Here is a 13462-nt window from a genome sequence, read left to right on the forward strand (position 1 = left end):
GTCATGCGGCAAGACCACATGACCAGCATGAGCACATAACCGTATGAGTATACCGCCCCAGCCCCTTCGTGAGCCCGGGTGCTGGAGTTCTTTACAGGGGCGTGATGGAAATCTCCTGATCCACGCCCAGAAGCTGGGCCACGCGCATGACGCCCGGCTGCGCGTTCACAACCGAGAAGCGCATGCCGTGCTCGGCCGCATGGTGCGCGGCGCCCACGAGCACGCCGATGCCCGTGGAGTCGATATAGGCCACCTTCTCGAAGTCGAGGCAGACCTCCTCGGTGGGCTGCTCGAGAGCCAAATCGATGGCGTCACGCAGCTTGTTCGCGTTCGAGATGTCGACCTCGCCCGCCACAGACACGCTATAGCGCTCGGGCGCGGGCTGTGTGGTGATAGTGAGCTCCATGGTTACTCCTTCTATATAGCGGTAGGGTCGCGCGTTGGTACGACCCCGCGATTTCCTATGTCTGACCTACTCGGACGCCTGGAGCGCGTCCAGGCGCTGCTGCGCATAGTCTTTTACATTGTACGCGTCGTCGTCGCCTGCGGCATCAATCGCTCGCTGATAGGCCGTGGCAGCGTCGTCGGTGCGTCCGTCGGTCTCGTAGAACATGCCCAGATTGGCCCACGCCGGTGCAAACGAGTCGTCGTCGGCAAGCAGGTTCTCAAGCGCAGTGATGGCCGCGTCGTGGTCCCCGGTGTAAAAGACGCAGATGGCTCGGTCGACCACCACCGACTTGGACCCAGGATTGCCATCCAGGTATTCGTCGTAGTACTCGATCGCGTTGGTGAAGATCTCGCGCGCATGCGCCTCGTCTTCGGTGCCATCCGAATGGTTGAGGGCGGCCACACCCCAGTCGAAGTAGCCGTTGGCCAGGTTGAGGAGCGCCGACGGATTGGAGGGATCAGCCTCGTACTGGGTGCGAAGCGTCTGGGCCGCCGTGCCGTACTGGGCGTCGACGGTCTCCATGACATCCTCGTCCTGGGCATCCTGAGAGCCGTCGCTTTGGGCCTGGGCCGCATTCTGCGCAGAGGCGTCCGCCGATCCCGTCGTGGCCGGCGTGGCCAGCTGAAGAACCAGCGCCACGGCGATTCCCGCCACCGCAACGAGCGCCACGATGATGACCGCGATGCGGGCGCGGCCCGTCTGTTGCGCATTGAACGCCATGGGTCCTCCTATTCGGCCGAGGCGGCGTCCGACTGGGCGCCTTCAGCCGCACCGTCGTTTCCGGCGGCGTCGGCAGAGTCACCGGCCGTCGTGTCATCCTCTACATGCGCGGTGCCGTCCTCGTCGACCGTGACGTTTGGATGCCCCTCGGGCAGGCTGTACGAGGAGTCCAGGTCGTCAGTGGACTGATACTGCGCCTGCTGCTCGAGCGCCCCCAGCGTGGCGGACGACCCCAGCAAATAACCGATCACCACGCCCAAAAGCAGGGCGATGACGGCAATGGCAAGCACCATCCAGAACGGCGGCGGGTCGCGACGGGCGACGCTGTCGTCCCCCTCCTGGGGGCGAGGGTCGTCCTCTTGCGCGGCGCGCCGCTTTGAGCGCGCCTGCTTGCGCGACGCCTTCGGGGCAACGCCCTCGGCAGAAGCACCCGCTTCGGGGGCGGCTTCCTGTTCCTCGGATTCCATGAGCTCCTGCTCGTCGTCGAAGAATTCGTCGGCCATTATGCGCGCTCCTCGGCAGCCAGCTGTGCGCACACCAGCTTGGTGGCAAGCACCAAGATGTCCAGCGCGGCCCCCAGTTCCTCGAGCGAGGGATACGTGGGCGCAATACGGATGTTGGTGTCCTGGGGATCCTTGCCGTACGGCCAGGTGGCGCCCGCCGGCGTCAGCTTCACGCCCATCTGCAGGCACAGAGCAACGATGCGCTTGGCGGAACCCGGCTGCGCGTCAAACGAGACAAAGTAGCCGCCGTTGGGGTTCGTCCAGGTGGCGCAACCCGTATCTCCCAGGCCCTCGCCCAGCTTCTGCTGCACGAGCGCAAAGCGCGGACGCAGGAACTCGGCGTGCTTCGCCATGTGGGCGCGCAGGGCCTCCATGGTGGGCAGGAAGCGAGCGTGGGCAAGCTGGTTGAGCTTGTTCGCGCTGATGAGGCCCACCTGCAGGGTGCGCGAGACCTCGGCCATGTTGGCAAACGACGAACCGAAGAAGGCCACGCCCGCGCCCGGGAAGGTGATCTTGGAGGTCGAGGCGAACTCGAGCACGCGGTCCTCGTTGCCGGCCTCGAGCGCCACGTCGTGGATGTTCAGCAACTTGTCGCCGTGATCGGTGAGGTCGTGCACGCAGTACGCGTTGTCCCACACGATGCGGAAGTCCGGGGCGGCACACTTCATGGTGGCCAGGCGACGGACCGTCTCGTCGGAGTACGTGATGCCCGTGGGGTTGGAATACTTGGGCACGCAGAACATGCCCTTGATCGAGGCGTCCTCGGCAACGAGGCGCTCGACCTCGTCCATGTCGGGGCCCGTGGGCGTCATGCGAACGGGGATGTTCTCGATACCCAGATCCTGCGTGAGGCCGAAGTGGCGGTCGTAGCCGGGGGCGGGGCACAGGAACTTCACGTGGTCGAGCTTGTTCCAGGGGGTGTAGCCCGGCACTCCCTTCTCCCAGTAGTGCACGAGCACCGACTGCATGATGTTTAGGCTCGAGGAACCCAAAACGATGGTCTGGCCCGCAGGTACGCCCAGGAATGCGCCAGCAAGACGACGAGCCGACGGGATTCCCTCGAAGCAGCCGTAGTTGCTGCAGTCCACGCCCTCGTCCATGAGGTCGGCGGAGCTGCTGAGCACGTCGAGCAAGGGGCGCGAGATGGCAACCTGCTCGGGGCTGGGCTTGCCGCGCGCCATATCGAGCTTGAGGCCTTTTGCGGTGACCTCGGCAACCTCGGCCTCGAGCTGCGAAATTGCTGCAGCCAGCTCCTCGTTGCCCATGCGCTGGTACATGGTCTCCATGTGCTTCCTCCCCATCGCCATAAACCGGGGCGGCGCCCTGCCGCGCCGACCAGCCGGGCCCGCGCCGGCATGCAGGCGCCGGCGGGACGGTATGTCAATCCCGCCTAGTATACCTACACCGACGGGCCCTCGACGGGCCCAAGCTGCCTCCGCAACAGAACCTACGCCGAAAACCGAAATGCAGACGGCCGGTATCGGCGGGCAGGTGTCGGGTATAGTGGTTTCGCGCGTCAGGACGTCAGCGCCCGGACGCGCCCGCACGAATCGCACGCGCCCGCTGAAAGGATGTCCCATGGATATGGAAATGATTCGCTCGGAGTCCTTTGGCGAGCTCCAACGCCTGGTGGACAGCCTGTACGTTGGCCGCGAAGTCGTTGACCGCCTGGACCTCGTCGTGCAGGCGGAGATACTTGACCTCGATGCCGACCTGCAGGAAATCGTCACTCTCGTACCGCCCGGGGCCTATGAGCGCCAGCGCCTGTGCGACCAGTTGAACTCCGCGCTGGCTGCCCACGGCTGGGGCGCGGTATACGGCACGGTAGAGTAGCGCATCGGGCGGGGCACCGGGACAGCACATCGGGTTAGGCTCCGGGATGGCGTGCCGGGTCAGGCGCCGGGACAACGCGCCGACCGAGCCGTCGCCTGCACCATATTTAGGGACGCGTCCCATCGCCGTAAACGACAACTCGCCGATGAAGTCCTAGATTTGGACGTTTTAGAGGCCCAAAATGGCAAAATCTAGGACTTCAATTGCATGCGAGGGATACGCCGGGGGCCGGCCTTGGAATTCCGGATGAGCGAGCGCGCCGCGCGGCATATGGACGGGCAAGCGGGCGGCGTGTGGCCCGCCCCACGCACAATTCGCGCGGCACCGCGGACAAGCGGGCGCCACAGGGCCCGCCACGCGCACGACTCGCACAGTCCCGCGCAGGCGGCCGGCGCGCTCGACCACCTATCGCTTCTTTCCGCGACAAACAACGTGCATGTATGCCAGGCCAATCAGCGCTGCCGACACCGAGGCGGCAAGGATCGCCGTCTTCGAGGCAAGCAGCTCGGCGGGAATCTCGGTAAACGCCAGACCCGAGATGAGAATCGACATGGTAAAGCCGATGCCGCCCAGAATGCCCACGCCCACGATATGCGGCCAGCGCACGCCCTTCGGAAGGTCGGCCAGACCAACCTTAACCAGCACGAACGTTACGCCCACAATACCGATCGGCTTGCCCAGAAGCATGCCCAGATACGTTCCGAGTGCCACTGGATCGAATACCAGAGACAGCGGGTCAACACCCACCAGGCGAACCTGGGCGTTCACAAAGGCGAACAGCGGAAGAATCAAGAAGTTCACCGGGGTCGAAATGTAGTGCTCGAGACGCTGAAGCGGCGGCGTTACGCGGTGCATGACGCGCTCTACGCCGCGAACGGCATGGGTGAAGTCGTGCTGCCCCAGGATATGCGACTCGTCGTCGAAGCGATCGTCAAGCTCGGGAAGCTTGGAACCCAGCCAGGAGACAAGGCTGCCGGCGTTGATGTCGGACCGGGCGGGGATGGTGAACGCCAGGATCACGCCGGCGAGCGTCGCGTGGATTCCGCTCTGGAACAGGCAGAACCACAGCACCAGGCCAAGCGCCAGATACGGGGCAAGCCGAAAGTGTCGGCGCCGATTGAGCACCACCAGCAGAATCGTCACCACGGCCGCGGCGGCAAGCCACACCAAGCTTGGCGCGTGTCCGTAAAACAGCGCGATCGCGGCGATCGCCAGCAGGTCGTCGGCGATGGCGAGCGTCGAGAAGAACACCTTGATCGCAGGCGGAACGCTGCTGCCCAGCAGCGACAGCACGCCAAGGGCAAACGCGATGTCGGTCGCCATCGGGATGGCCCATCCATAGACGGCGCCCCCGCGGTTCAGCACCGCATAGATCGTGGCAGGCACCACCACGCCGCCGACCGCGGCCAGCATGGGCAGCATGGCCTGGCGCGGACGACGCAGCTCACCGACCGTCATCTCGTACTTCAGCTCGATGCCCACAAGCAAAAAGAAGATGGCCATGAGGAAGTCGTTGACGAACAGCTCGAAGGAAAGCGAGAACTCCCAGCCGCCAATGGCGACGGTCACGGGCTGCATGAACCAGTCATGAAGGGCAAAGAACGCATCGGTGTTTGCGCAGATGACCGCCGCGACAGCAGCCACGATCATCACGAGAGCCGAGATCGTTCCGTTGGAGGTGATGCGCTCCAGCACGCTCCGGCGCTCCAGCCGACGACGCTGCCGGGCGCTGACGAGCCAGGACGTCTCGCCGCCCGGCTCCATCACAAGCGCCTTGCGCTCAGCCACCTTGGGCGTCGCGGCGTCGATGCGGTTTTCGGAACGCTTGGTCATGATGTGCTTGGCACTCCCCTCGTCTCGCGCGGGCTGCGGTCGCATGTCGCGCGCCAGCCCGCTCTCTAAAAAGGCGAGGCACCCAAGATGGATACCTCGCCATTGCTTGCTGATATGAGCCTACCCGAAGGCGGCGCACGTCATCCGCATATCCCGACCGGCTCCACAGGTACTCCGAAACCTGAGGCGCCGCATCGTGACCGCCCGCGCTTACTCGCCGGCAGCGATGATGGGAGCGGCGACCTGCTTCTTGCGGGACAGCACGCCGGGCATCCACACGCCCTCGGCGACGTCCTTGATGCCCAGGCCCTTCTGCGCCACGGCGGTCTCGCCCTCGAAGAGCACCTGGGAGCCCTCCTCCATGATGTCGGTGATGCACAGCACGATGCCATCGGCACCCTTCTTCTTCATGTAGGCCTTCATAGCCGTACGAATCTCGGGAACCATGCCGAGCGCGCGGGACTTATCGACCGTCTCGTACTGGCCGATGAGCAGCTTCTTGCCGCCCACCTCGAAAAGCTTGATGTCGTTGCCGACCATCTGCTCGGGCGTGAAGGAGCCGGACGGACGGGACAGGAAGACCTCCATGCCAAACTTGACGGGGTCGACACCCAGCTTGGAGCCGAGCTCGGCGGCGATGGCGCGGTCGACCTCGGTGGTGGTGGGGCTCTTGAGCATGAGCGTGTCGGTCATCATGGCCGAGAGCAGCAGCTTGGCCTGGGTCTCGGTGGGCTCGACGCCCAGGATGTCGAAGAGCCAGGTGACGATGGTGCAGCTGGAGCCCCAGGGCAGCGCCACGATGTGGAGCGGTGCGGCAGTGGTGAGGCCACCAAAGCGATGGTGGTCGACGACGCCGATGATCTCGGCATGCTCGAGACCCTCGACCGACTGGCCGGCCTCGTTGTGATCGGTGAGGACCACCTTCTGCGGGGCCTTGTTGGCGGCAGGCGCCTTGATGCCCTTTAGCAGACGCGGCTTGTCGACGCCGTTGTCGGCAAGAAGCTTGGCGGACTCGGCGGGCAGCGGGCCCAGGCAGCGGGCCTCGTAGGTGTCGCCGTTGTAGTTGAGCTGGTTGAGCAGCTGGGTCAGGACGACCGAAGACATGATGGCGTCGTTATCAGGATTCTGATGACCAAAAACGAAAACGGTGCTCATGGGGATTCCCTTCGGATGATGAGGCGGGGCGAGCGCTCCGCCGAATGGATTGAGCAGCCTTTATCGTAGCACGAACCGGCAGCGACCCCCGGCTTTCATAGCATTGTGACGCACCGGCTCAAAGCCTTCCGACAGCACAAGGCGGGCGACCCGCTCCCCGCGATGCAGGGAAGCGCAGCCGCCCGCCTTCAAATTCCGCTGACGTGCGATTACGGGTGAACGACGCCTAGGCGCCCGCCGCCTGAAGCGCCACGTAGGCGGCGCCGAAGATGCCGGCGTCGTTGCCGAGCGATGCGACCTCGATGGGGGTCTCGGTGCACACGGCAAGCGCGTAGCTCTTGTAGCGCTCCACGAGACGGTCCAGGAACATGTCGGACGAGTTGGAGGTGCCGCCGCCCAGCACGAACGCCTCGGGATCCACGACGCTCGAAATGATGGCGAGCGCGCGGCCCAGATAGTCGCACATGGTATCGATGGCCGCCCACGCCGCCTCGTCACCACTCTTGGCGGCCGCGAACACCGAACGCGAATCGCTGGGGCCCTCGAGCTCGACCGGCTCGGTGCCGCGCGCGGCGCACTCGGCTTTGTAGCTCGTGACGATGCCCGTCGCAGAGGCATACTGCTCAAGATGGCCCTTCCCGCCGCAGCCGCACACGCGTGTCTCCGCCGGGTTCATGCACATATGTCCAATCTCGCCACCTGCGCCCACGGCGCCCGCGACGAGATGGCGATTGACGATGACACCGCCGCCGACACCCGTTCCCAGTGTCACGAAGACGAGGTTTTGATAGTCGCGTCCGCTGCCCGCCCAAAGCTCGCCCATGGCGGCGGCGTTGGCGTCGTTGGCAAACTGCACCGTGACGTTGGGGCACACCTTCTCAAGCGCCGCCTTGAGGCCGGCCTCGTTGAGCTGGATGTTGGCCTGCAGGCGAATCTTGCCGTCCGCGGGGACCGGGCACGGCACGGCCAGCCCGATGCCCACCACCTGGTCGAGAGTAAACCCTGCGGTCGTGACCAGCTCTTCGACGCCGTCGGTTACCGCTGCGTATCCGGCCTCGTCGACGATGGGCGGCGTGGGCACGCTATTGCGCCCCAGCAGGCGACCACCCTTGTCGAACAGACCCATTTTGACGGACGTCCCGCCCACATCGAATCCGATGAACAGCTCTTTGGCCTCGGCCATGATCTCCCCTTTCGTATAGGCTGCTCGAGCGACCGCGATGCGGCCACGTCACGCGAGGAAGCAGTTCCGCTGGGCGCCTTCCGACACCCCGCCAAAGCAGGACGCCGGCCAACCGAGAGTGCACCGCCCGCGTTGGTTACCGAAAAGAGAGTATAGGGTCCACAGCGCGCATTCCACGCCACGACTGCGCGAGAGTCCCGGTCGCGTCGGCGAACGTGCCGCGCCTATGGGCGCCGAGGTTGCAGCAGCACCGTCAGGCGCGCTCGATTCCGAACCTTTCTGCAGCGTAAACGCCATTTCTATCATTTTCTAAATGTTTCTATCGCTTTCTAAAGCTTTCTATCGTTTTCTAAACGGGCAGCGGCGCCTGTCCGCCACGGCGCCTGCCCGTCACAGCAACCAGAACATCCGATGCTGAAACGGAAGCTCAGCCGCGCGGCCTTGCCGCAAGGCGGGCATGCGCCACGCCCACCACGGCGGCCACTACGGCGGGCACCACCCAGCCGAGACCCACCGACGCAAACGGCAGCGCATCCAGCGGCAACGCCGCGGCCGGAAAGACGGCGTCGCGCAGGTTCGTCGCCACGCTCACCACGGCGGTCACCCCCACCACCCACGGCCACACCTGTGGCAGGGCGTCACACGCACGGCGCAACATGCCCATGATCACCATCACGATCGCCACCGGGTAGAGCGCGCCCAGCAGCGGCACCGAAAACGCCAGGATCGCGTCGAGACCGACGTTCGACACCGCGCACGAGAACAGCGCGAACCCGGCCGCCCATGCGCGATAGGGCACCCGTGGGGCCTCCTGCGAAAAATAGGTGCCGCAGCAGCTGATAAGGCCGATGCAGACATTGAGGCAGGCAAGCAGGAAGATGGCCGCAACCACCACGGTCCCCGCCACGCCAAAGTGCAGCGTGGCCGAGGCGGTGAGCACAGCCGCCCCGTTGGTGGCACCTGCAAGCGACGAGCACAGGCGCACACCAACCACGGCCAAGCCGCCGTAGATAAGCATCATGAGCGCGCCCGCGATGACGCCCGCGCGACACACCTCGCGCGTCACGCCGCGAGATTCAGTCACACCCATGGTTCGGATGTTGGTCGCAATCACCAAGCCGAAGGTGAGCGACGCCAGAAGGTCCATGGTCTGATATCCGGTCAGAAAGCCCTGAACGGCGGCGTTCTCGTTATAGGGAGGTTGGGCCGCGCAAAGCGGCTCCCCCGCCGAGAACAGCGCCGACCCTACCACCGCCGCTATCAGCAGAATGAGCGCGGGACCCGTGATGCGGCCCAGCAGACGCGTGATTCGCCCCGGATGCATGGCGAGCACATAGGCCACCACGAAAAACACAACCGAGAACACCAGGCGGGCAACGTCTATGGATACGTCCGCGGGCAGCAGCGGAGAGAGCATCTCGAACGCCGTGGACGACGTACGTGGAATGGCAAGGCACGGACCGATGGCCAGATAGACCGCCGCGACAAGAATTCGCGAGAACACAGGGTGCACGCGGTCGGCGAGCCCGCGCAGCGTGCCGGAGAGCGCCACGGCCACGATGCCCAGCACCGGCAAGCCCACGCCGGTAACGAAGAACCCGATGATGGCCGGAAGCGTATCCGCGCCCGCCTGCACGCCGAGCAGCGGCGGCAGGATGAGGTTTCCCGCGCCGAAAAACATAGAAAAGAGCGCCACGCCCACCGAAAGCAGCTGGCGGCGATCCAACCCGGCGCGCTCGCACGCGGAGCCCGTCTTCACCTGTGTATCCACGTCTCCCCTATCCCCCAGGGTCTCGTCTGCTCGACAACCATACCAGATGAAGGGCAGGGCGACGGAAGCATGTCTGCGCAGCCATGCGCGATATGTATATATGCTGCATCTGGGCTGCGCTTTGATATATCGTATTCATCGAAGCGCCTTTATACGCGGCATGCCGTTTGGAGGTTTCCCATGGATACCATCGATACGCTTCTCGAGCCCTTTCGCACCGCTGTAGAGAGCCTGTCCGCTGCGCTGGCTCCGCTCATTCAGGACCCGACCGTCTCCGCAACGCTTGACGCCGTGCTCCCGGTCGTCGTGCTCGCCGCGGGGGTCATCGTCGCCATCTTCCTTATCTGGGCCATCTACCACCTGGTGGCACGCATTTCGTTTCGCGCGACCTATCATGTTGCGCCCCCGAAGGGCAGCCGCTTCTCGTTTCGGCACGATGATGGAACGAATCGCTTCGTCCTGAGATATCCGCGGTGGCGCTATGCGCGCAAAGACGGCGGACGCGATCGCCGCAGGTCGGTCAACGCCCTTGTCTGGAGCAAAAACGAGCTGTTCGTAGGCTCGCACAAGGCCGTATGCAAATCGCCGCGCAACATGATAATCCTCGTCTCGCGGCTCCGCGACACCGGCGTGAACATCGCCCCCTGCAAGGAGGAGGAAGCCAAGTTCCAGCAGGCGCGCGCCATGCGCCGTCACGACCGGTCTGCCGCCACGGCCCAAAGCGTCGTCGCCGCCTTCTCGGCAGACCCTACGCAGTTCGAGGACTTCACTGCCTCTCTTTTCAGAGAGCTCGGGTATCGGGCGGAAGTCACGCCCAAAACCAACGACGGCGGGTTCGACATCGCCATGGTCGACCCCCAGGGCCGCAGCTGCATCGTCGAATGCAAGTGCTACGCGCCGACACACACCATCGGGCGGCCGTACCTGCAGAAGCTCGTCGGCGCCAACGAGACCCAGCGCGCGCAGCGCCTCATCTTCGTCACGACGTCGAGCTTCTCTTCCGAAGCCGTCGCATATGCGCGCGAGGCGCAGGTCGAGCTCATCGACGGCGAGCGCCTTACGTCCATCATGGCCCAGGCGAGGGCGTCCGAAGCCCTCTGGGGACAGACGGGCCAGCCCGACCGCTCGGAGTGGGAGCTTTCGCTCGACGATGTCATGGGCCACTACCCGCCCGACTACCGCGGACGGTAGGCCGCGGCGAGCTGCGGCCTACCAGGCACAAGCGCCCTACATCTTCACGATGGGTGCGAAGCCCTTCATGAGCTTCTTGGTCTGGCCCGTCTTTTCAAACGTGACCTCGATCATGTCGCCCGAGACGCCGATGACCTCACCCACGCCAAACGTCTTGTGGCTCACCTTGTCGCCCACGGCAAAGGTCTCGGCGGCCTTCGACGCGTCGGGACGGCGGCGCTCCACCAGCGCGCCGTTGCGGTCGCGCGGCGGGCGCGGCGTGCCGCTACCAAAGGTGGCTGGCTTGCGCCCCGCGTCGGGACTGATGCCCGTATGCCGCGAGACGCTGCCGGTCGAACGCGTATAGGACCCAAAGACGTTGCCGCCATACATGTCCGACCCCACGCCGGAACCGTACGTGCCACGGCGGTCGCCGCGCTTCTCCCAACCGGTGCCCTCGAAGCCGGCAGACCCGACGCCCGAGAACTCGATGTCCTCTGAAGGAATCTCGCCCACAAACCGGCTGCGGGGATTGGCCTGCGTGGAACCATAGGTACGGCGCGTGGCGGCATACGTGAGGAACAGGCGCTTACGGGCGCGCGTGATGGCGACGTAGGCCAGGCGGCGCTCCTCCTCGAGCTTCGCCGGATCGTCCGAGAAGCCGGCGACGTGCGGGAAGATCCCCTCCTCGAGGCCCGCCACAAAGACGGCGGGGAACTCCAGACCCTTTGCGGAGTGCACGGTCATCATGGTGATGGCGCGTGTCTCGCCCGAAAGCGCGTCGAGGTCGCTGCGAAGCGCCAACCACTCGAGCAACGCTGGCAGGGCCCCGCAAGCAAGCGGGCCGTACGTGCGCTCAATCTCACTTGCAGCCTGCGCGGCGCTGCCATTGGGGACGGGTTCATTTGACAGACCGCCCCCCTGTCCGCCTGCGCCTGCACCGCCATCGGGTCTGTCAAATGAACCCGTCCCCAATGGCAGAGCGTCAGTCACATCAGCAATACCGGCGGCTCGCAGCTCCTCCAGGCTCTCAAGCGTGCCCTCGATGTCGTCGTGGCTCTCCTCAAACTCCGCCGCGACGCCCAAGAATTCCTGGATGTTCTCAGCACGGCTCTCGGCCTCCATCGTGCCCTCGGCGCGGAAGGCCTGCACGAGTCCCGTCCGGTCGACAATGGCCTCGACCACGCGCTTGAGCTCCCCGTCCATGCGGCGCCCCTCACGCACGATCTGCACGAAGTCGCCAAGGGCGTTGCGAACCTTGGCGGTGAAGCGACCCGTCTCGGCCGTCGCGATCTCGCACGCCTGGAAGAAACTGCAGCGGTTCTCACGCGCGAGCTCTTCGATCTTAGAGATGGACGTGGACCCGATGCCGCGGCGCGGGGTGTTGATGACGCGCTTCACGCTCATCTCGTCCGCCGGGTTCACGATCATCTTGAGGTAGGCCATGACGTCGCGGATCTCGGCGCGATCGAAGAAGCGCGTGCCGCCCACGATCTTGTAGGGAACGCCCGCGCGCAGGAACATGTCTTCGAGGATGCGCGACTGCGCGTTGGTGCGATAGAACACGGCGATGTCGTCGTAGCTCATCCCGCCAAGGTGGAGCTTTTCGATCTCGGCAGCGATCCAGCGGCCCTCATCACGCTCGTCGGACGCCTGGTATGCCTGGATCTTCTCGCCATCGCCCAGCGCGGTATAGAGCCGCTTCTCCTTGCGCTGCGAGTTATGGCGCACCACGGCGTTGGCGGCGTTGAGGATATGCCCCGTCGAGCGGTAGTTCTGCTCGAGCTTGACGACCTTGGCCTTGGGAAAGTCCTGCTCAAAGTCGAGGATGTTGGAGATGTCGGCGCCGCGCCAGGAGTAGATCGACTGGTCGTCGTCGCCCACGACCATGAGGTTCTGGTACTTGGCGGCGAGCAGGTTGGCGATCTCGTACTGCACGTGGTTGGTGTCCTGGTACTCGTCCACGCTGATGTAGCGGAAGCGCTCCTGGTAGCGCTCGAGCACCTCGGGGCGCGTGCGGAGGAGCTCCAGCGCGCGCACGAGGAGGTCGTCGAAGTCCATGGCGTTGGCCGCGCGCAGGCGGCGCTCGAGCTCCTGGTAGACCTGGGCGGCCTTCTGCTCCTGCGGCGAGCTCGCGCGCGCCTGGAACTCGTCGGGCCCGACCATGGCGTTCTTGGCGGCGCTGATCTTGCTCCGGATCATGTTGATGGGGTACTGCTTCTGCTCGATGCCGAGCGCCTGCATGATGTCGCGCACCATGCGACGCGAGTCGTCATCGTCGTAGATGGTGAACTGCCCCGTGTAGCCCAGCAGGTCGGCGTCCTCACGCAGCATGCGCACGCACATGGCATGGAAGGTGCAGACCCACATGCCGCGCGTGCCGTCGGGCAGCAGCGCCTGCAGACGCTCGCGCATCTCGGCCGCCGCCTTGTTGGTGAACGTGATGGCAAGAATCTGCCAGGGGCGAACGCCCAGGTCGGCAATCATGTGGGCGATACGGAAGGTAAGCACGCGCGTCTTGCCCGAGCCGGCACCCGCAAGCACGAGCAGCGGGCCCTCGGTGGTGAGCACCGCCTCGCGCTGCGCCGGGTTCAACGAGTCGATATCCACGACCGGCTTGGCCGGACGCGCGGGAACCGGCGCGTCGTAGACGTCGAGCGGCACTTGCTCAAAGACGGGAGCGCCACCCGATGCGACGCCCGGCATGGCACCCGTCGCGGTCGCGGACGCGGCGGCCCCGCCCGCAGCGACCCCGGCAGCGCCCTGCGCCCCCGGCACGGCCCCGGTCCTCATGTTCTTCTCCCACGGCAGCTCTTGCGGCATACGTCAACTCCCCAGCGTTTGGC

11 protein-coding genes are annotated in these 13462 nt (G+C 65.2%); 2 read left to right on the plus strand and 9 right to left on the minus strand.

Annotation, left to right across the window (positions count from 1 at the left end; all coding sequences use genetic code 11):
• Positions 1-91: 91 nt before the first annotated feature.
• The 4 genes from B5F33_RS04950 to B5F33_RS04965 form a co-directional block, all read right to left on the minus strand.
• Entirely contained in the window at positions 92-406 is a 315-nt protein-coding gene (locus B5F33_RS04950; protein WP_087410687.1) for an STAS domain-containing protein, read from the minus strand.
• Positions 407-472: 66 nt separating this feature from the next.
• Positions 473-1168: a tetratricopeptide repeat protein gene (locus tag B5F33_RS04955; RefSeq protein WP_087410688.1), complete on the minus strand. Its 696-nt coding sequence runs from the start codon at positions 1166-1168 to the stop codon at positions 473-475.
• An 8-nt stretch (positions 1169-1176) separates the two neighbouring features.
• The gene (locus tag B5F33_RS04960) at positions 1177-1671 is read right to left on the minus strand and encodes a hypothetical protein (RefSeq protein WP_087410689.1); all 495 of its coding nucleotides are present in this window, start codon (positions 1669-1671) and stop codon (positions 1177-1179) included.
• On the minus strand, positions 1671-2957 hold the full coding sequence (locus B5F33_RS04965) for an aminotransferase class I/II-fold pyridoxal phosphate-dependent enzyme (RefSeq protein WP_087410690.1): 1287 nt from the start codon (positions 2955-2957) through the stop codon (positions 1671-1673). The genes B5F33_RS04960 and B5F33_RS04965 overlap by 1 nt, the downstream gene beginning before the upstream one ends.
• Before the next feature lie 292 nt (positions 2958-3249).
• On the opposite strand from B5F33_RS04965, the gene B5F33_RS04970 reads away from it, so the two are divergent.
• Positions 3250-3504, plus strand: coding sequence for a hypothetical protein (locus B5F33_RS04970; protein ID WP_087410691.1), 255 nt, complete (start codon positions 3250-3252; stop codon positions 3502-3504).
• Positions 3505-3909: 405 nt separating this feature from the next.
• Here the strand turns inward: B5F33_RS04970 and nhaA are convergent, their stop codons facing one another.
• The 4 genes from nhaA to brnQ all read right to left on the minus strand — a co-directional run bounded on the left by nhaA (position 3910) and on the right by brnQ (position 9446).
• Positions 3910-5268 carry a Na+/H+ antiporter NhaA gene (nhaA, locus tag B5F33_RS04975; protein WP_204214409.1) on the minus strand — a complete coding sequence of 453 codons (1359 nt, stop codon included), beginning with the start codon at positions 5266-5268 and terminating at the stop codon, positions 3910-3912.
• A gap of 279 nt (positions 5269-5547) precedes the next feature.
• Positions 5548-6492 (minus strand): DHHA2 domain-containing protein, encoded by a 945-nt coding sequence (locus tag B5F33_RS04980; RefSeq protein WP_087410693.1) that lies wholly within the window; start codon positions 6490-6492, stop codon positions 5548-5550.
• Positions 6493-6718: 226 nt separating this feature from the next.
• Positions 6719-7675, minus strand: coding sequence for an ROK family protein (locus B5F33_RS04985; protein ID WP_087410694.1), 957 nt, complete (start codon positions 7673-7675; stop codon positions 6719-6721).
• Positions 7676-8102: 427 nt separating this feature from the next.
• Positions 8103-9446 (minus strand): branched-chain amino acid transport system II carrier protein, encoded by a 1344-nt coding sequence (gene brnQ, locus B5F33_RS04990; protein WP_255376251.1) that lies wholly within the window; start codon positions 9444-9446, stop codon positions 8103-8105.
• Between the two features lie 180 nt (positions 9447-9626).
• Between brnQ and B5F33_RS04995 the strand changes: the two genes are divergently transcribed.
• Positions 9627-10637, plus strand: a complete 1011-nt coding sequence (locus B5F33_RS04995) for a restriction endonuclease (protein ID WP_158095310.1) — start codon at positions 9627-9629, stop codon at positions 10635-10637.
• A gap of 36 nt (positions 10638-10673) precedes the next feature.
• Here B5F33_RS04995 and B5F33_RS05000 read toward each other — a convergent pair whose 3' ends face one another.
• A complete protein-coding gene (locus B5F33_RS05000; RefSeq protein ID WP_239284818.1) occupies positions 10674-13439 on the minus strand; it encodes a UvrD-helicase domain-containing protein in 2766 nt (921 codons plus the stop codon).
• Positions 13440-13462 lie beyond the last annotated feature (23 nt).

This window comes from Collinsella sp. An2 (assembly GCF_002160065.1).
Lineage (GTDB): Bacteria > Actinomycetota > Coriobacteriia > Coriobacteriales > Coriobacteriaceae > Limicola.